General features: G+C 58.8%; 17 protein-coding genes, 1 tRNA gene and 1 pseudogene. 3 read left to right on the forward strand and 16 right to left on the reverse strand.

Going from position 1 to position 18,733, the window contains the following annotated elements; translation table 11 throughout:
• Window positions 1–53 precede the first annotated feature (53 nt).
• Complete coding sequence (locus H8E27_10065) at window positions 54–827, forward strand: Nif3-like dinuclear metal center hexameric protein (protein ID MBC8325958.1); 774 nt, start codon at window positions 54–56, stop codon at window positions 825–827.
• 2,984 nt (window positions 828–3,811) lie between these two features.
• On the opposite strand, the gene H8E27_10070 is transcribed toward H8E27_10065, so the two are convergent.
• From H8E27_10070 to rfbF, 11 genes are all read right to left on the reverse strand, one after another.
• Window positions 3,812–4,771: a glycosyltransferase gene (locus H8E27_10070; GenBank protein MBC8325959.1), complete on the reverse strand. Its 960-nt coding sequence runs from the start codon at window positions 4,769–4,771 to the stop codon at window positions 3,812–3,814.
• 6 nt (window positions 4,772–4,777) lie between these two features.
• Window positions 4,778–5,905: a DegT/DnrJ/EryC1/StrS family aminotransferase gene (locus H8E27_10075; protein MBC8325960.1), complete on the reverse strand. Its 1,128-nt coding sequence runs from the start codon at window positions 5,903–5,905 to the stop codon at window positions 4,778–4,780.
• Entirely contained in the window at window positions 5,905–6,642 is a 738-nt protein-coding gene (locus H8E27_10080) for a cephalosporin hydroxylase family protein (GenBank protein MBC8325961.1), read from the reverse strand. The genes H8E27_10075 and H8E27_10080 overlap by 1 nt, the downstream gene beginning before the upstream one ends.
• Window positions 6,639–7,349: a WbqC family protein gene (locus tag H8E27_10085; GenBank protein ID MBC8325962.1), complete on the reverse strand. Its 711-nt coding sequence runs from the start codon at window positions 7,347–7,349 to the stop codon at window positions 6,639–6,641. The genes H8E27_10080 and H8E27_10085 overlap by 4 nt, the downstream gene beginning before the upstream one ends.
• On the reverse strand, window positions 7,346–7,765 hold the full coding sequence (locus H8E27_10090; GenBank protein MBC8325963.1) for a GNAT family N-acetyltransferase: 420 nt from the start codon (window positions 7,763–7,765) through the stop codon (window positions 7,346–7,348). The genes H8E27_10085 and H8E27_10090 overlap by 4 nt, the downstream gene beginning before the upstream one ends.
• Before the next feature lie 68 nt (window positions 7,766–7,833).
• Window positions 7,834–8,967: a class I SAM-dependent methyltransferase gene (locus tag H8E27_10095; protein MBC8325964.1), complete on the reverse strand. Its 1,134-nt coding sequence runs from the start codon at window positions 8,965–8,967 to the stop codon at window positions 7,834–7,836.
• On the reverse strand, window positions 8,964–9,803 hold the full coding sequence (locus H8E27_10100) for a phytanoyl-CoA dioxygenase family protein (protein MBC8325965.1): 840 nt from the start codon (window positions 9,801–9,803) through the stop codon (window positions 8,964–8,966). The genes H8E27_10095 and H8E27_10100 overlap by 4 nt, the downstream gene beginning before the upstream one ends.
• The gene (gene rfbC / locus H8E27_10105; GenBank protein ID MBC8325966.1) at window positions 9,800–10,330 is read right to left on the reverse strand and encodes a dTDP-4-dehydrorhamnose 3,5-epimerase; all 531 of its coding nucleotides are present in this window, start codon (window positions 10,328–10,330) and stop codon (window positions 9,800–9,802) included. The genes H8E27_10100 and rfbC overlap by 4 nt, the downstream gene beginning before the upstream one ends.
• Window positions 10,331–10,334: 4 nt before the next feature.
• Window positions 10,335–11,549: a class I SAM-dependent methyltransferase gene (locus tag H8E27_10110; protein MBC8325967.1), complete on the reverse strand. Its 1,215-nt coding sequence runs from the start codon at window positions 11,547–11,549 to the stop codon at window positions 10,335–10,337.
• Between the two features lie 2 nt (window positions 11,550–11,551).
• Window positions 11,552–12,622: a CDP-glucose 4,6-dehydratase gene (gene rfbG, locus H8E27_10115; protein ID MBC8325968.1), complete on the reverse strand. Its 1,071-nt coding sequence runs from the start codon at window positions 12,620–12,622 to the stop codon at window positions 11,552–11,554.
• 2 nt (window positions 12,623–12,624) lie between these two features.
• The gene (gene rfbF, locus H8E27_10120; GenBank protein ID MBC8325969.1) at window positions 12,625–13,398 is read right to left on the reverse strand and encodes a glucose-1-phosphate cytidylyltransferase; all 774 of its coding nucleotides are present in this window, start codon (window positions 13,396–13,398) and stop codon (window positions 12,625–12,627) included.
• A gap of 218 nt (window positions 13,399–13,616) precedes the next feature.
• On the opposite strand from rfbF, the gene H8E27_10125 reads away from it, so the two are divergent.
• Window positions 13,617–14,492, forward strand: a complete 876-nt coding sequence (locus H8E27_10125; GenBank protein MBC8325970.1) for a class I SAM-dependent methyltransferase — start codon at window positions 13,617–13,619, stop codon at window positions 14,490–14,492.
• Here the strand turns inward: H8E27_10125 and H8E27_10130 are convergent.
• Genes H8E27_10130 through H8E27_10140 form a run of 3 tightly spaced genes read right to left on the reverse strand, consistent with a single transcriptional unit; the run spans window position 14,489 to window position 17,537 of the window.
• Window positions 14,489–15,667, reverse strand: a complete 1,179-nt coding sequence (locus tag H8E27_10130; GenBank protein ID MBC8325971.1) for a glycosyltransferase family 4 protein — start codon at window positions 15,665–15,667, stop codon at window positions 14,489–14,491. The genes H8E27_10125 and H8E27_10130 overlap by 4 nt on opposite strands.
• A complete protein-coding gene (locus H8E27_10135; GenBank protein MBC8325972.1) occupies window positions 15,667–16,386 on the reverse strand; it encodes a class I SAM-dependent methyltransferase in 720 nt (239 codons plus the stop codon). Before H8E27_10135 ends, H8E27_10130 begins: the two co-directional genes overlap by 1 nt.
• Window positions 16,383–17,537 carry a glycosyltransferase family 4 protein gene (locus H8E27_10140; GenBank protein MBC8325973.1) on the reverse strand — a complete coding sequence of 385 codons (1,155 nt, stop codon included), beginning with the start codon at window positions 17,535–17,537 and terminating at the stop codon, window positions 16,383–16,385. Before H8E27_10140 ends, H8E27_10135 begins: the two co-directional genes overlap by 4 nt.
• An 86-nt stretch (window positions 17,538–17,623) precedes the next feature.
• On the opposite strand from H8E27_10140, the gene H8E27_10145 reads away from it, so the two are divergent.
• A tRNA-Leu gene (locus H8E27_10145) sits at window positions 17,624–17,708 on the forward strand.
• Between the two features lie 32 nt (window positions 17,709–17,740).
• On the opposite strand, the pseudogene H8E27_10150 reads toward H8E27_10145, so the two are convergent.
• Together H8E27_10150 and H8E27_10155 are read right to left on the reverse strand one after the other, a co-directional pair.
• Window positions 17,741–18,121: pseudogene (locus tag H8E27_10150) on the reverse strand (hypothetical protein).
• A 6-nt stretch (window positions 18,122–18,127) separates the two neighbouring features.
• On the reverse strand, window positions 18,128–18,703 hold the full coding sequence (locus tag H8E27_10155) for a hypothetical protein (protein MBC8325974.1): 576 nt from the start codon (window positions 18,701–18,703) through the stop codon (window positions 18,128–18,130).
• Between the last annotated feature and the right edge of the window lie 30 nt (window positions 18,704–18,733).

Here is an 18,733-nt window from a genome sequence, read left to right on the forward strand (position 1 = left end):
TAGATTTTCAATACGGGCATTGCAAATTTTTCCGCGAGCGCCTTTTATGCCGGATGCCATCCGTTCAGAAAAAAGCAGACCTCAAAACCATCGTGGCCCACTGCGACAAGACGTTGCGCCTCGACGCCATCGGCGATTACGACGGCGCGCACAACGGTTTACAGATGGAAAACAACGGGCGCATCACCCGCATCGCCGCCGCCGTGGACGCCTCGCTCGCCACGGTGCGGATGGCCGCCGCAGCGAAGGCGGATTTGTTAGTCGTCCATCATGGCTTATTTTGGAGCCCGCAACTGCCGTGGACCGGCCCCAAGCGCGCGCTCATCGGCGAGTTGGTCCAAAACAATCTCGCCGTGTACAGCGCCCATTTACCATTGGATGCTCATCCGCGCCTTGGCAACAACGCCGGTTTTTGCAAAGCACTGAAATTCACCAAGCCCAAACCATTTTTCGAGGAACACGGCGCACCCATCGGCCTGCGCGTGAGCACGCGTTTGTGCCGTGATATTTTGAGCAGCCGATTGAAGAGCGTGCTGGGCGCACCCCCCAAGCTCTTGCGCGGCGGGCCGAGTGTTTGCCAAAAGATCGGTATCGTCACCGGAGGCGCCGGCGGCAGCATCGCACGCGCGGCGGCGGAGGGGGTGGATACATTTATCACCGGCGAAGGCCCGCACTGGACCGGCGCGCTGGCGGAGGAATTGGGGATCAACGTTTTCTACGGCGGCCACTACGCGACCGAGACGTTCGGCGTGAAGGCGCTGGCGGCTCATCTGTCGAAGCAGTTTCGTCTGCCGTGGGAGTTTCTGGATCATCCAACGGGACTGTGACCTCCACTTCCAATTCCTCCGGCTCATCGTCGTCCTCATCATCGCGCCGCCGACTCGGCACAAAAATCAACAACGCGCCGAGCACGCCCGCCAATCCCAGCCCCGCGAGGCTGATGCGAATGCTCTCCGCGGGCGGTGCGAACTTAAATTCCACCGTGTGTTTCCCGGGCGACAAATGCACGCCACGCATTAAATAATTCGCCCGCAATAATGTTGCCGGTTTTCCATCCACCGTCACTTGCCACGCCGGATGATGTTTGTCGTTCAGCATCAACACCGTGGAGGTTTCCGCATCCGTCGAAATCACCACCCGTTTGGGATCATAAAATTCATAACGCGCGGGCACGACCGTCGCATTCGCATCCGTGCTATCCGGCTTGGGAATTTCCTCCGCCACCAGCACCTCCCGATGCGGATCCCAATCCGGATCCGGCAACAACGCCAGCGCCGTTTCATCCGCCACCCCACTCCGCCAATGCGAGTACACCCCTGCCCGCGGCAAGGCATCCTCAAACTCCACCAATGCCAGCAGCCCTCTCGGCGTGGCTTTGGCGGTATAGTTGGGGACGCCATTGGTGGAGCCCGGACGCGGGATGAGGTTGAAGGATTCCCGCAACGTGAATGCATTCGTGTGGGTTTTGAACATCTTGGGCAATTCCGGCAGGATGCTCACCCGCCCGCCCAGCAGCCAGCGTGTGCTAGTCAGTTCCATTGAGCGTCGTGGATTTGCGCCCACCGCCGCACGGTACGCAGCATTCTCCGGTGCCACGCGCGGTTCTTGGATGAGATCAACCGTGTGCACCCGATGCCACGGAAAGAGGCCCTGTTTCCAGTCGGTTTGGTACACCTGAAAAAACAACTGCAAATACTGCGACTGCGCACTCAAATCTGAGATACCGATTTCGAGCTGATTCTTTTTGATGGGATCCACCGTCTCCTGATGCTCGAGGATCAGCCGCTGTTGTTGCTGCGCCAGCGTGCGCAGTTCAGAAACCATCATACCCTGTGCAAATTGCACGCGCTGTTCGTAAGGCCGCTGGGTAAGGATGCGCACGATGTCGTTGGAGGCGTACTGGGTGAGGTGATTAAAATGCACGACAAACGGCGCACTCCCCCGCCCGAGATCTGCGCACAACAGCACGCCGCACACCACCCAACCCCCCGCCGAGCGTGCACCGGCCATCATCAGTGCCATCCAGCCCACCGCCAATACCAACATCCCCATCGCCACGCTGGCCGCAGTGATGCTGTGGCTCGCCATAGCCTCGGCGGTTTCTTTATCAAACCCAAGTGAATCGATGAGATTCAACCGGATATCCGGTAAGGAAACAAAATAAACCACCCACGCCAATAATGCGACGCCCACGAACGCCAACAGTCCCACACCCCAATTACGATTCCACCCCTGCAGCGAGGTGAGTCTTTTTTTCAATGAGATCCGCGCCGCCGTATTTGAATGGTACGCACGCGCCATGCCTTCGAGTCCGAAAGCAAATAACACGACCAGCGCCACGCTCATCGGATGCATGAATTTGATCGGGTTGCGGATGGTGTCGAAAAACGGCAGTTTATAAATCAGCTGATAGAACGGCGCGTGATGTCCCCAAGCCAACAATAAACATCCGAAGGCGCCGGCGGTCCATACCCAAACCCACCGCCGCTCAGCCGGACCGTACACGCCTTGCGCCCGAAGGCTTTGTAGAAAAGCCCACGCCGCGACCAACAGCACAATCAATCCCGCGTAAAGGCCCGGATACGCGTGCCGCTTGAAGGGAGCGCGCTGTGGACCGGCTACTTTCGCATACGATTCCATAGCCTTGATGTGGCTGCGGGGATTTTCCGCCAAGGCGCGGCTGTACGCCGGTTCCTGCCCCACCGCGCCCCAGTAACGGTGGGCATCAGACACCGGCAAGTTGAGCCAGCCGTGTGGATTATCGCGATACCCGAACAAACCGGGCACGGCCATGCGCAACGTTTCGCCCGGCGGCACGCTCCATTGCGTGGCGGCATCAAACTGTTGTTGCTCAATGAGTTTCAACTGAGCCAGCCTTTGAGATTCCACTTCGGCCAAGTATTGTTGCTTCTGTAACGGCCCGAGTTCAGGCGCAGCTTGGATCTGATCGCGGGCACGTTGCACCGCTTTCTCCAATTGGTTTAACGGCGAAACCTTCATCGCCGCAGCCGTGCCACCGGCAGTCTGAAAAAGATTCACCAGCGTGTGCCCCGCCATCAACGCAGCCGCCACAGCCACAACGCCTACTTTAGCAAACCCGCGCAGGGCGTTTGGCGCGAGATTATAAGTTCTTTGCCCATCGCGATTGAGCACCGCCACAAACACCACCGCCGCCACGCACAGGCTGAAAATGCCGCCCACATCAAAACTTTCCATCACGCCCTGCCCCAGCGCAAACCCGCCCAGCGCCGTCCACACCCAAACTCGCCAGCCGGTTTGGCGCAAGCCGTGGAAGACTGCTGCCAAACACAAACACGCGCCCGCCGCGCCGAGGGGCACGCTGGGCAAACCCCAAGTGGCGTGCGTCAGCAAATCACCATTGAGCGCCAACGCCAACGCGCCGAGCACGCACACCGGTTGCGAAAATCGCAGCGCGCGGAAAAGCAGCCACCCACTAAACCCAAGCAGCAGCAACGCCATCGGGGCGTAAGTTTTGGCAAAGAGCACAGGGCCGCCGTCACCGCCCAGCGCGAGGCACACATCGAAATAGGCTTTGGTAAAGTTGGGCATCGCCGAAGGCACCTCGCCGCCCAGCCAGTTTTGATCCTGCCAAAAACTCCAGCCGGATTGTTCATCGAAGGCGTGAGACTGAATACCCGCAAGCGGGGAATCATTGGCGAAAATGACCTGCCCGCGCTCGAGGCTCCCGCGAAAGAGAAAGCCCAGCACTAACGCCAGACACGCGAGCACAATCAGCGCGTCGAGCCATTTGGGAGAACGGGGTTCACTTGAAGAGTCGGACATCAAAACCTCAGCGGCGACCCTGCCCCGAAACGCCCCGCAAGGCAACGGCCAAGTTGCCCAGCATCCCCGCCCACGGGCCGGTAATGGCGCGGGTGGCGCGATCAATTTCCTGACGATAATGCGGCGTCTCCTCCGCCGATTGCGCGCGCTTCACCCGACTACGCGCGGCAAGCAAACAACGCTGGCGAAAATTCCACAGCCATGCACCGAAGCCAGTTTTTTCTAGCAACGCCGAGGCGGCCACCATCGCCTGCCATTCATCCGCAATCACTGCGCCCGGCTCGCGGCGGTTGCGGGAGGTGGTCGAATACTCGTGCCGCCGATATTCACAAAGGGCCGAAGGCACCTCGATCACCATCTCGCAAGTGGCCGCCAGTTCCGCATAAAAAACCGCATCGGCGCATTGAATGAAGTGCGTAAGAAATTCAACCGGCAACAATTGGCGGTTCGTTTTCATTAAAACCGCCGGCAAACAAATCGTCCGCAAATCCGCTTGGGCGGCGATAAATTCCTTTTGCGGAATGGTGATGGGCGCGCCGCCAGGCACAATGGGGAATGGACACATTAAATCCCCACCCTCCACCAATACGCCCTCTTCGCCGATCACTTCGTACGCCGAATAAACCAGCGCGCGCCCTTGGACCGCTTCCAACGGCTCAAGCATCCGCTCATAAAACTCCGGCTTGATGAGGTCATCCGCCGTGAGCAAATGCAGCACGTCCGCCTCTTCTGCGTAGCGCAGCGCGTTGTTAAAATTATCCGTTGACTCAACGTGCTCGTCGGTGAGCCGCCACTCGAAGCCTTCTTTTTCAAATGCCTTGGCGATCCGATGCGTGCCGTCGGTGGAACAGTTGTCTTGAATGATCACGCGATCGGGCCGGCGCGTTTGGCTGGCCACTGATTCCAGCGTGGCTTCAAGAAAACGTCCGCCGTTGTAAACGGGAATGACTGTAACCAGCTTGCTCATCAATAATTAAACGCCGAGTGTGCGCTTCAAGGTTTCCGCCACGCGCTGCACTTGTTCACGCGTGAGGTTCAGCGCCGACGGCAAGTTAATGCCCAACGGACTGAGGCGATAGCTCACTGCATTTCGCTTGCGTGCCACCGCCGCTTCCGCGTGTCCTTCATACGCCGGCAAACTGCTGAGCGGATGAAACATCGGCCGACTGTCGATGCCTTCCGCGTCGAGCGCGGCCATCAGTTTTTCTTTCGGCCATTCCAGCATTGGATCGAGCACGGCGGTGACCATCCAAAATGTGTTCTTCGTGTTGGCTGGTTCGTGATTCAAAGTGACGCCTTCCACTCCCACCAATGCCTCACGATACCATTCAAACATCTCCCGCTTGCGGGCCACCAATTCCTCCGCACGCTCCACCTGTGCCAAGCCAATCGCCGCGGCCACGGGCGGCATTTTGTACTTGAAAGCAACTTCCGTGTTTTTGAAATGCACATCACCGGGCTCGCGGCCGTGATCGCGCAACTGCATCACGCGCGCGTGTAATGTGTCGTCATTAGTCACCAACATTCCGCCTTCGCCGGTGGTGAAAGTTTTGGAACCGTGAAAACTAAACGCCGCGACATCGCCCAACGCACCCGCCTTGCGTCCGTCAAATTCGCTACCGATGGCCTCGGCGGCATCTTCAATAATTTTCAAGCCATGCTCATCGGCGATGGCCCGCAGCGCGGCATAATCCGGAACGCCGCCGTACAAATCTACCGGCAAAATCGCCTTCGTGTTTTCGGTGGTGCACGCGCGCACACTCTCGGCACTGAGGCACCACGTGTTTTCATCCACATCAGCGAATACCACCGTGGCACCGACATATGAAACCGGCGCGGCACTGGCAATCCAGGTGAGGTCCGGCACGATCACCTCGTCGCCCGGCCCAATGCCCAGTGCCGCCAACGCGAGATGCAGGCCCGAAGTGCACGAGGGCAAACTCACCGCGTGCTTCACGCCAATGTAGTTGGCAAAGGCGGCCTCAAAACGATGCGGATATTCACCGGCGCGCGCGTACCATCCATTCGTTGCCGCGTCGGTGGCGTAATCGATCTCCCGCTGAGTGATGCCCGGGCCGGCGATGGGGATGCGATCGCTCATTAGTCCGCCACGCATTTCAAATAACCGCCCGGAGCCACGCTGATTTGCAGCTTGGCGTCGATGGCGGTATTGACCTCAAAGCGTTCAGTCGTTTTCAAAAAAGCATCCGTCGCCGTGCGGGGATTATCACCTTTGTCCCACGGGCGATCGGGAAACGACCCCGCCGGCATATCCTCAATCAGCGTGTCGCACACGACTAAATAGCACCCCTTCGTGACCAGCGGCGCATACAATTCCAATTCCCGCAAAACGTGCTCGTGCGTGTGATTGGAATCAAGCACAACCATCACCCGCTCAGCTCCGGAGGCAACTGCGGCGACTTGCGCGGCGATGGCGTCCTCGATCGACGAGCCTTGAATCATTTCGATGCGCTCAAACATCGGGTGCGCTTCGATCTCGACGCGATTGTGTTCGCGGATGTCGATATCCACGCCGAGCACGCTTCCATCATTGCCGAGCAGTTGCAGCATCGACGCGTGAAAAATCAGCGATCCGCCGTGAGCGATGCCCGTTTCAATGATGAGATCCGGTTTCGTTTCCCAAATAATTTCCTGCAACGCCGCAAGATCCTGCGGAAATTGAATGACCGGCCGACCAAGCCACGTAAAATTGTAAGTGTAATGATGCGGCGCAATCGCAGCCACCCAATCGCGCGTCGCCTGTCGCACGGATGCATCCGCGTGCAGTCCGTCAATGTTGTCCTGCACCTCGGCAAAAAACTTGGCTACCTCGCTCATCGCGCGAAATCCTTCCAGTAAACCGTCCCCGAGGCAATCACTTCCCGCCCCGCGTGCCCGCAATTAGCCGCCAAATCCAACGCGCTGACAAAGGGCGTAAACGCCCCGTGCAACTGCGGATACGCGCGTTTTTCATAATTCAAATACTCCACCCGAATGCCTGCTGCCTCGAAGGATTCGTGGTCCAAATAATCCCACGCGCCGTGCCCCGTGACATAACGCTCCGCGCCCAAGGCCTGGCAAATCGCCAACACCCGCGCTGAACCCGTGCCTTCGATGTCCAGTGCTGATGACCACTGAATTACCTTCGGGATGATTTCAAAAAAACCCGCCAACGCCTCCACGCTCGCCGCACTCAACGCCGCCAGCGATTCGTGTTCTTTTTCAAACACCGATTTCACCAAGCCCAACATTTCCTCCGTATGCGGCGCAGCGGCGTACGCTTGCCGCAGCGTCGCAAGCTGTTTGCGCCGCCAATCGTGTTTGGCCATTTGCGTTTCATTGAGCGACTGCCCAAGTTTGGTTTCCGCCAATGGCACCGTGAGCCACGGCGTGCCCTCGGCGGTTTTTATTTGCACGCGGTTAAAAAATCCACCCTTTGAAAACTGCGCATCATCCAAATACACAAATACATCGGCGAGCCGCATTTGCTCCAACATCCCCACCCACGGGAAATACATCGGCTGGGATATCACAACCGTTTTCATCGCAGCGTCTTCTCCATAAAAACCACGTCCCGCCAATGACTGCCGTCAAAGTAATGCCGACGTTTCGTCTCCACGGTTTTGAATTTCAGTTTCCAATAAAATGCAATCGCCCGATGATTCACGCGCAACACGCGCAGCGTCAGTTTTTTACACCGCAGCTTTTTCTTCGCGTGCATTTCCAAAAGCCCCATCGCCTTCGCCGCCACGCCCTTGCCGCGCACCGATCGAGCCAAACAAATTCCCAAATCCGCCGTGCCCCGCTCGCGGTCAACCTGCGTCAACTGCACAAACCCGCATGGGCCGCCGTTTTCGATCACAAAAAAAACGCCGCTCGAATCCATCGTACGCCGCCGAATCCACGCTCGCACTTCCGCGGGCGAATACTGCCTCGGCTCAATCATGAGTTGAAGTTGCACTGCTGCGTCATTTCGAAGACCCGATAACACCGCAAAATCCCCCGTCACTGGAGCAAGCAAATTGACTTTCACGGGAAAAATACCTCCAATTCCTGCGACCAATTCAACATTGCCATCTCCTCGCGGGCCACGCGCGGGTTGAGCCCAACATAAAGTCGCCGCACAGTTTCCGGTAATGCCTTGGGCGCAAGGATGGGTTTCTTTAACAAAATCTGCTTTTGCCGATGCGGGTTTTGGTCGAGAAAACATTTCACCGCTTCGGGTCGTTCGAGGCAGGCGTGAATGAATGTGCCATAAAACCCGGAGCCATAAATGGCGGTTTCGCCGTTGCCCGCATTTTCAAACGCCCGAACCCGGTTGCCAAATTCCTGCCAGTATTCGGCCATCTCGTTGATGACATCGGCGACTGAATTTGTGATTGGGGCAATTCCATCTGCATCATTTTTTTCCGCGACCACCACCCACGCGCTGTTGTGTGCAGTGCTGTCAATTTCGCGCACGGCAAATCCGGCATCAGCCAACAAGCGATGCAGCGAGTGTTCGGAAAAATGATTCACGTGGTCGGCCACCACGAGATCGGCGGTGTTTGCAAACACATTGGGCACGAGAAAATAGAATGTGCCGCCGTCACGCAATAAACGATGCGCCTGCGCCACAAACTCGCGTGGGGTGTCCACGTGTTCCAGCGCGAAAAATGAAATCACCGCGTCGAAGCTCCCCGCCCATTCGGCGGGCAGTTCGTACACCGCTTGGTTTTCAGCGGGCACGAAGGCGTTCCAAAAATCGCGGTACTGTTCTCCCACATCGAAAACGTGCGGGGCAATATCATCACGGTGGCCGTGCAGGGCTTTGAGCGTGGCGGCCTTGCCGCAGCCGTAGTCGAGCACTTGCGCGTTGGGCGGGAGGTCGAGTTTTTCCAGCAATGTGGTGACTTGATGTTCGGTGCGGAAAATTTTCCGGCCCTCGCGCACGGCGTAGAGTTGATCCTCCTCCTCGCTGGCGGTGAGGATGTGATAATCTTCGGCGTAAAATTTTTCCAGCGCGGGCAGCGGTGCGGTTTGGGTGTGGCTACAACTTGCGCAATGCCAAACACGGGTGGCACCCTCGAGCACTTGGCACAGCGAGGTGATGGAAACGGGCCGCGCGGATTCATAAACCGGCGCGCCCAGCGGCCCCTCGCAAATGTTGCAGGCGTCCGTCATTCCACCACCCATTCCGGATGCACCGCACGGAGGTCATTGCCAGCAGCGTACGCGCCGGGCCAACCGAGTTTTTTCCCGGTCGGCTCCGCAAAGTTGAACCACCGCATTTGCATCGACCACCGCGATCGGGCGGCACGGTTTTCGCCGGAGCGATGCAACGTGAGGAAATCGACCAACACCAAATCGCACGGCTCCGTGAGCGGCGCAGATTTCTCGTACTTTGCAACGCGCTCCGCTTCGTCGGCCAAGGTCAATCCGTACGCACCGGTTTTGTCAGGGTTAGCCGAATCGTGTTCGCATACCGGAGCGAAATCGTCTTTGTGCGAACCAATGCAAAACTCCACGGGGCCGAGCTCATCGGTCATCGCCAGCAACGGACTCCAAAAAACCAACCCATCCAAACTACGCAACTGCGCCGGATAATCCTGATGCCACCCGGCGCGAAATTTTTCCTCGGCGGGATTATCAATCCGAATGCCGTAACCGCCCGCCGCAATGCCCGGCGCGTCCGTGCCGCGCACTTGCCGCACCACCGCCTCGTGCTTCGCGCTGGCCACGAGACGGATGAACGCGGGGATTTGTTTCACTGCATCATACACCACGCCACCGAGGGCGCGATCGTGCGCGATGAGGGATTGATAGCCCGCGTCAAATGTCTCCGACGCAAAGTCGGTTTGCTCGATGGCGAGTTGGTGTTGTTCGATGAGTAAACCGATGATCGAATGGACACCGCGCTGCACAGCTTCCACTTCGCCGCGTTCATAAAAATTCGGCAACACCAAAAAGCCATCGCGGACAAAGGCGGCGAGCTGTTCATCTGTCAGTGGCGCGCTCATTCGGTGAAATCCGGAAAAGACAAATCGCGCTCGCACACAATGGCACCGGCGATGGGCCATTGGATTTGGAACGCGGCGTCATCCCAGCGCACACCGCTTGCGGATTCCGGCGCGTAGGGCGCGCTCATCTGATAAAATAATGTGGCATCGTCGGTGAGCGTTTGGAAACCGTGCGCGATGCCTTCGGGTAAAAATACGGCGCGGCCGTTCGCGGCGCTGAGTTCGTTGGCGATGGATTGCTTAAACGTCGGCGACTCCGGCCTGAGATCCAGCGCGATGTCGTGCACCGCGCCGGAGACGCATCGCACGAGCTTGGCTTCCGCATACGGGGTGGTTTGGAAATGCATCCCGCGCACGGTGCCGCGTTGGGTGTTGTGCGAAAGATTGGTTTGGACGAGGTCAGTCGGCAAGCCGTGCGCGGCGAATTCCTCGCGGCACCACGCACGGGCGAACCATCCGCGATCATCCGCGTGCTTATCCAGCTCGATGACGAACACGCCGTTGATTTTTGTTTCAGTAAATTTCATTCGTTCAAACCAACCGCGCTTCCGGAATGGGGATTAAAAATTTCCCGCCCGAGTCGCGGTACGCTTGCTGCTGCGCGAGGATTTCATTCGCGAAATTCCACGCCAACAATAAAGTGACGTCCGGTGCGCGTTGGGACAGTTCCTCGGCGGGGACGATTGGCACGTGCGCACCGGGCATCAGCTTACCGTGCTTGTGCGGGCTGCGATCGGCCACGAAGGCGAGGTCATTGGCCATAATGCCACAAAAATTTAATAACGTGCTGCCTTTGGCCGCTGCGCCGTAGGCGGCGAGGGTTTTGCCTTCGGCTTTGAGGGTGGAGATTCGCTCGCGCAACTGGTCGCGGATGGCTGAGGCGTTGGCGGCGAAATTTTGATAATAACCGAGATTGCCCACGCCCAATTTGTTTTCCTCTGCGCGTAATGCCGTGACGGTTTCATCGGCAGCGTGGACATTGTGTCGCACAAAAATACGCAGCGAACCGCCGTGCATCGGCGTGCGCTCGACGCGGATGATGCGGAGTTTGTGGCGGGCGAAGATAGGTTCAATGGCGGTTAGGGTGAAATAGAAAACGTGCTCGTGATAAATGGTGTCAAATTCAGTTTGGGCAATCATCTCGGCGGCGTGCGGAAATTCGAGGATGGCATGGCCTTCGGGGGCGAGCAACGCCGCAAGGCCGGCGACGAAATCGTTGGGGTCGGGAGCGTGGGCGAAGACGTTGTTGGCGAGGATGAGGTCGGGTTGTTTTTCCGTTGCCAATGCTTGCGCGAGTTTTTTGGTGAAAAAATCCGTGCGCGTTTCCACTCCGTTTTCGCGCGCGACGGTGGCGATGTTTTCGGCGGGCTCGATGCCGAGGTGCGGTGTGCCCGCCTCAGCGAACTGGCGCAGGAGATAGCCATCGTTGCTGGCGATTTCGACGACATAGCTTGGCGCAAACTCTTTACGATAGCGCGTGGCGCATTCGGCGGCGTGTTTGACCCACGCATCTGAGTAGGACGAAAAATAAATGTAATCGCTGAACAACTCGACCGGCGGCACAAGATTGGTGATTTGCAGCAACCAACATTCGGTGCACACGGCGAGGCGCAGGGGGAAGCACGGTTCGGGTTGGGCGAGGTTTTCGGGGGCGAGGAGATTATTGGCGAGCGGTTGTTCGCCGAGATCGAGAATCAATTTGCCGGAGCGCGCGGCGCACGAGCGGCATTGGAAGTCCTCCAGCATTTTTATTGGGCCCACGCGGCGGATGCAGCCGTGGCATCGGCGGTGAACGCTTCGAGCTGAGCAAGGCTGAGGCCGTGAAGATCTTCGGCGTTTACGATGTGCCGTTGGTGATACCAACGCGCGGTACGTTGAACGGCGGTGGCGAAATCCCAAACGGGTTGCCAGCCGAGTTGCTCGCGGGCTTTATCGATGGCGAGCGAAAGCGTGGCGGCTTCGTGCGGGGCGGTTGGATCGGAGGCATCGGTCCATTCGCCGGGCCAATGTTGGAGGAAATTTTCCACGAGTTCGCGCACGGGGCGTTGGGCTTCGGGCGTGGGGCCGAAGTTGAAGGCGTCGGTGAAAGCATCATCCTCGGCCAAGCGCGCGCCGAGCCAAAGGTAGCCGGACAAACAATCGAGCACGTGCTGCCACGGACGCGTGGCGGCGGGACTGCGCACGGCGATGGGTTCACCGGCTGCAAGCGAGCGAACGCAATCGGGCACGATGCGGTCGACACCGTAATCGCCGCCGCCAATGACATTGCCGGCGCGGGCGGTGGCGATGCGGCCGTTAAATGCGCGTTGCCAACTGCGGGTCATGATTTCGGTGGCGGCCTTGCTGGCGGAATAAATGTCGTGCCCGCCGAGTGGATCGGCCTCGGTAAAGGCGCGGGATGAGCCGTCATTTTCATAACACTTGTCGCTGGTGACGACAACGATGGGGCAATCGTTTTTGTTTTGCCGCAATGCTTCGAGGACGTGGGCGGTGCCGAGGATATTGGTGGTGGCGGTTTCCAGCGGGGCGGCGTACGAACGGCGCACGAGCGGTTGGGCGGCGAGATGGAAAACGATGTCGGGCTGCGCGTTGGCGGCGGCTTGTTTGACCAAATCGAAATCGCTGATGTCGCCGATGGTTTCGCTGGCGAAGGTATTGGGCGCGAGGGTTTCGTGAAGATTGGACGCGGCGTGCGGTGCGAGGGCAAAGCCGTGGACGTTCGCGCCGAGGTCGCGCAACCACAGGCTGAGCCACGCGCCTTTGAAGCCGGTGTGGCCGGTGACCCACGCGGTTTTGCCGCTGTAAAATTTGCCGAACATTCCTACCAGATTTTCCACGGTGCAGCGCCGTCGGCCCACAGTGCCTCGAGTTGTTGCTGCTCGCGATGGGTATCCATACACTGCCAAAAGCCGGTGTGACAATGGGCCTTGAGCTGGCCTTCACTGGCGAGGCGCTCCAATGGCTCGCGCTCGAGGATGCAGTCGTCGCCGGTCAAATAATCTCCGATGCGTTTGTTGATCACGCAATAGCCGCCGTTGACAAAGCGCGGCTCGCGGTCGGGTTTTTCGCTGAAGGTGGTGATGGTGCCTTCGTTGATGGACAGCTCGCCAAAACGGCCGGCCGGTTGCACGGCGGTGGCGGTGGCGATCGCGCCGTGGTTTTTGTGAAACTCAATGGAGGCGTTGAGATCGCTATCGGTCAAGCCGTCGCCGTAGGTGAACAGGAAATCTTCATCGCGCACGTGGGGCAAGGCGCGGGCGAGGCGACCGCCGGTTTCGGTGGCGGGGCCGGTGTCGAGGAGGGTCACGGTCCAGTCTTCCTCGTCGTGATGGGTGTGGTATTGCACTTCCGGCTCGCGGCCGAGCTTGAGCGTCACGTCGCTGGTGTGCCAAAGGTAGTTGCGGAAATAATCTTTGATGACCTCGCCTTTATAGCCGAGGCACAGAATGAAATCGCGATGCCCGTGGTGGGCGTAGGTTTTCATTATGTGCCAGAGAATCGGCCGACCGCCGACGGGCACCATCGGCTTGGGACGATACTCCGTCTCCTCGCGCAATCGCGTGCCCTGGCCGCCGCATAGGATAACCACCTGCATCGCGGGAGGTTAAACGGGATTGGCCCCGCTGCCAACAACCTTCGCTTTGCGCGGGCGGCTGCGATTGCTACGCTGCCACGGACGTGCGTGATTTTTTGTTCAACTTGTTTCCGCCGGGCGGGCGGCTGCGGCGCGGGGTGGAGGCGTTGTTGCCGGTGGCGGATGTGTTGCTGCTGCCGTTCACGCTAGCGGGGGCACTGTTGCTTGGGGCCATCCGGATGGCTGGCGTGGAGCGGTTTCGCGTGGCGCGGTGGGTGTTTCGCAAAACGCGGGTGTTCCCCGTGCGCGATCATTATTACGAGCCGCTTGTCAATCCCGCGCACCTCACGCGTTCGCTGGAAGAACCGCGCGCGCTGCCGGGCATTAAGTGGGACGACGCTGAAATGCTCGCCCAACTCGATACCTTTGACTTCAACGACGAACTGCTCGCCATTCCGATGGAGGGCACCGACGGCTTTTTTTACAACAACCCCGGCTACGGACGCGGCGATGCGGAGATGCTTTATAATTTTCTGCGCCACCTCAAGCCGCGACGGTTCATCGAAATCGGCTGCGGCATGAGCACGCATCTCGCCCAACTCGCCTTTGCCCAAAACGAAAAAGACGGCGCGCCCCCCTGCGAACACACCTGCATCGAGCCCTACGAAAATCCGTGGCTCGAGCAACTCGACGTCACCGTCCTGCGCCAACGCGTGGAGGAAGTGAGCCCCGACGTCTTCGCCGGCCTCGCGCCGCGCGACATTGTGTTCATCGATTCCTCGCACATCATCCGCCCGCAAGGCGATGTGCTCACCGAATACCTGCAAATCCTCCCGCGCCTCCCCAAAGGCGTGTGGGTGCACGTGCACGACATCGCCACCCCGATGGATTACCCCACCCCGCTCATCGTCGACCAAATCAAACTCTGGAACGAACAATACCTCCTCGAAGCCTTTTTAACACACAACCGCGATTGGAAAATCCGTTGGATGATGAATCACCTTTTGCACACCCACCCCGAGGCGGTTCATCAAAAATGCCCCATCACCGCCGAGGCGATGACAAAGGGCGAAGGCCCACGTGGCGCGTGTTTTTGGATGGAGAAGGTGGATTAGATTTCCGTCAATCGGCGGAATTGGTGCACGAATGTTTCGGGCAAGAATTTTTCGCGGAAACTTTTCTCGGTTTCACGTTCTTCATCGGTCAACAAATGGCGTCCCTCCATCGCGGCCCGCAGGGTATTGATAAGATTTTCGATGGCGGTTGCATCGTCCGTGCGGATTTTGGTGGAGTGGGCCAGCGGATAACCGTTAACCACTTCGGGGATGGCACCGGATTGGCTGGCGACGATGGCGCGTTCCAAGAGGCGGGCTTCGAGAGCGGTGCGACAGAGACTTTCTTCCACGCGGGAGGGACAGACGACGAGGTCGTGTTGGGAAATTAATTTTGGTACATCGACGTGGGCGACGTGTTGAAGCAGATGAATGTTGTCGCCCGTGGCGCGTTCCACTTCGGGGCGCAGCGGGCCGTCCATTCCGAGGATGGAAAGAGTGGCGTGGGGTTGGAGTTTGCGCCACGCGGCAAGGAGGAGGTCGATGCCTTTCTCGGCAGACAAGCGACCGTAAAATAAAACCTTCGCGGGGCCATCGGTCGCGACTGCCCGTGATGGGGGTCGTAAAAAATAATCTTCCACGGGCTGATACAGCGTGGTGAATTTGTCATCATCATTCCCATCGCCCGCGAAGGCGCGGCAGCGATCGGTGATGAAATCGGAAACACCGGCCACGCGCGTGCTGGCGGCGAGGGCTTTTTTCCACGGAGCATCGCGGCCGCGCAGCCACACGTTGATCAAAGGTGCAAGCTTGGCGCGGGTGGCGGTGGCGTCCATTCGTTTGGGGACGACTTCCTGGCACCACGTGAAGAGCGGTTTGTCGGCAGCATCGGCGAGGGCATGCGCGAGGACGATCGCGTTCATATCCGGGCAGAAAATCGCATCGTAATTTTCCGGGCGCACCCCGGCGTTTTGAGCGGCGCGGAAGAGTGATCGGTCGAGCATCCGGTTTGGTAGAAATAAAATGGTACGCTTAAACGCCTGCGCGTTTTGCGAACACCAGCGCGGCAGGGTGATGCGGTGCATTCCCGGCTCACCCCGATCCGGCCCGCCGGCGAGGCACAGCACCTCCACCTCCCACCCCGCGCACCGCCGCAACAACGCCGCCGCCTCACGCGCGACCATCTCGGCCCCGCCGTGGTCGTGCTCATAAAAAAATGAAACCAGCAGGAGGCGCATTAGGTTGTTGGTGAAAATTCCGCCACCCACAGGCCGTTGGCGTAGGGGAACGGGTGGCCATATTTTGTGCCGACGGCTTCGGTTTGTGAGGCTTCGCGCCATTCGCGGCGGCGATGGCGCAGGAGGAAATGCGCTTGGTTGGCGGCGAGTTTGTTGTTGGCGATGAGTTCGTCCAAGGCGGGATTGTACCCGAGCGGCACGGTGATGACGAGGCGTCCATCGGGCGCGAGCAACGCGCGGCAGGCGGCGATGGCGGCTTGGATTTTTTCCTGGGAATCGCCGCCATCATCATCGAAGCCGATGTGTTCAAAGGTGGAAATGGAAAGGATGACCGCGAATCGCTCGTCAGTTTCCCATTCGGTGATGTCTTCGTTAATGACATTTGGAGCGGTTTCGTATTTGTCGATGACAGTGTGAGTATGCGGGCCGTAATGGCCGAGAACGTTTCCGATTTCCAAAATCGGGCCGTCGGTTTGGGCGAGGTGCCAACGGGCGATTGGGATTTCGGCGCAGCGTTCGTTGCTCCACGTGACGTTGTAGTTTTCGTAAACGCATAGGAGGCGTTCGTCGCGATAATCAAATTCCCGCGGGCGGAGGAAGGGCCGCACGATCGGCGAGGCGAGTTTGCGCAGGGGGAGCAGAAAAATTTCACGCCAGCCAAAGCGCTTGGCGAACCATCGCACTTTGCCGGTGAGGCCGCTGTAAAGATGAGCGCTCATTCGTCGTCGTCATCAATATCGGATTCGTCGTCGTCATCGCCCCAATCCATTTCACCGCCGTTTGCCCAGGCTTCGAGTTGGTCGCAGGCGGCGGGGAGCACTTGATCCCAATGAAATTCCTTGGCGCGGTCGCGGGCGGCGATGCGCCAATCCTGATACGCGCCGTCGTGGCATTGCACGTCGGCGATCATCGCGGCGAGTGCGGTGGGGGATTCTTCGTCGGTCACGAGGCCGGTTTGGCGGTGCAAGGTGGATTCCACCAAACCGGGCGTGGGATACACAATGGCCGGCGTGCCGAGAGCGTTGGCCTCGATGACGTTGAGCCCCCAACCTTCGCGCAGAGAAGTGTGCAGCAAAAAATGGGCGTCGCGCAGGGCGGCATCTTTTTCGGCCTCGGGCAGTGGGCCGCAAAATTCAACGTGGTCTTCGACTTTTAACTCAGCGGCCAACCGGCGCAGCGCGGGTTCTTCCTGACCTTGACCGACGATTTTTAATTTCGCTTCCACTTCGTGTTCGCCAAGCAAACTCCACAACGCGGCGATGGCGTGATCCACTTGTTTGTTGGGCGCGAGGCGGGAGACGGTGATGAGCTGCAGCGGTTCATCGAGTTCCTTTTCCGGCAACGTCTCCAGCGCGCGGGTGTCCACGCCGTAAGGAATTTGCGTCACGGAATCAATGCCTTGTTCGTGCAACAGATCGCGCGTGTAAGTGCTCGCAGTCCAAAACGGCACGTCGCGATATTGGCGCAGCGTGAGGCCTTCCTGCCAACTCCCGATGCGGCTGAGTGGCCACGGATAAAACGCTTTCCAAATCGGGCCGAGCACTTCGTGAATGTAGGCGACGCATTTGTCGGTGCACCAAATGGGCGCGTACCACGGGATGCCGTGGTGCTGATCGATGACGAGATCGAAGGGCTTTTGCGTGGCGTGCCATTTGCGCGCGGCCATCCACGCGGTGAATTTGCCGCCACCGCGAATGACGTCAATCCCGTCAATGACCTCCGCCGGATCGCCTCCGTCAAATTCATTGGCAAACCACGTGACCTCGTGGCCGCGCTGCACCAAGCCGCGCAGATAAGCGTGGGTCACGCGCTCGGCGCCGCCGGCGAGTGGGTTGCGCGGGTCGCGCCAGTTGAGCATTAAAAATCGCACGCGGCGCAGTCTTCACCGTGGCGGGCGGGCGCGGCAATGAAAAAGCCCTTTGACCCGCGCGTCCATTTACCGAAAGATGAGCCCGCGCGCGAGTGGCGGAATTGGTAGACGCGCCGGATTTAGGTTCCGGTCTCGCAAGGGGTGGAGGTTCGAGTCCTCTCTCGCGTACCATTTTTTTGTTCACCGCGACTGCGATGAACCCCTTAATTCTTTGCAGCGAGGAGTTTTTTCAAAGCCGCTTCCATTTCGGGGACACTGAAACCGCGCGGGCCGCGCCCGCCTTGGTAAGCAATGCGGGCATCGGGGCCGATGATGTACAAGCGATCCGGAAACCCATCGAAAGCGCGCATCACGGAATTGTCGATGTCATCCACGAGCAGCGGAATGGTAAGATTCAAACCGGCTGAGCAGGCGGTGGCCACTTCCTTGCGGGCCAAAAAAGTCTTGGGCTGCTCAATCTGCACGTGGCGCGCGGGGCGACTGGAATCGGTGGGATGAGCCTCGCGGATGTACACCCAAACGAAGTCGGCTTGTTTACCAAAAGTTTCGTAAACTTTTTGGAGGCGCCCGGCCTCACGCGAAAAGGGGCCTCACGTGTAAGATCCAAACACCACGACGGTGTGGCGCTTGATTTTTGAAAAATCCAGCACGCGATCACCCGCCATAAATTGTGCGGAAACCTTGGGAGCAAGCGACCCCACTTGCACTCCGACACCGCCACCACCAATTGGCCGTTGACCTTGGCCGAAAAACCGTGCCCATTCTTCCAGCGTCACGTGACCGTCGGCTTGGGTGTCGGCTTTGTTGAAATCCGCCGCCTGCAGCAAGGTCGTCCATTCCTTGGCGGAAATTTTTTGATCCGCATTTGAATCGAGCCCGCGAAATAATTCCTGCGCCGCATCTCCACCACCGCCCTGCCCCGGACGTCGACCGCCCTGTTGCATTCGTGCGCGGCGCATGGCTTCCATTTCGGGTTGGGTGAGGAATCCGTTTTTGTCTTTGTCGAATTGGTCGAAGAAATTTTTTGGCCCGGGAAATTCCGCGCGCGAAAATTTGCCGTCGCCATTGGCATCCATCCGCTGACGAAACCCGCCCGCACCATTTTGCCGCGTTTGTGCCGGCAACAAGCCCGCGCTCAATATCAGTAGAACTCCAATTGCACGCATCACCCCATTGGACGTCGCTCCGCCTGAGTT

It is taken from the genome of Limisphaerales bacterium (assembly GCA_014382585.1).
Taxonomy (GTDB): domain Bacteria; phylum Verrucomicrobiota; class Verrucomicrobiia; order Limisphaerales; family UBA1100; genus JACNJL01.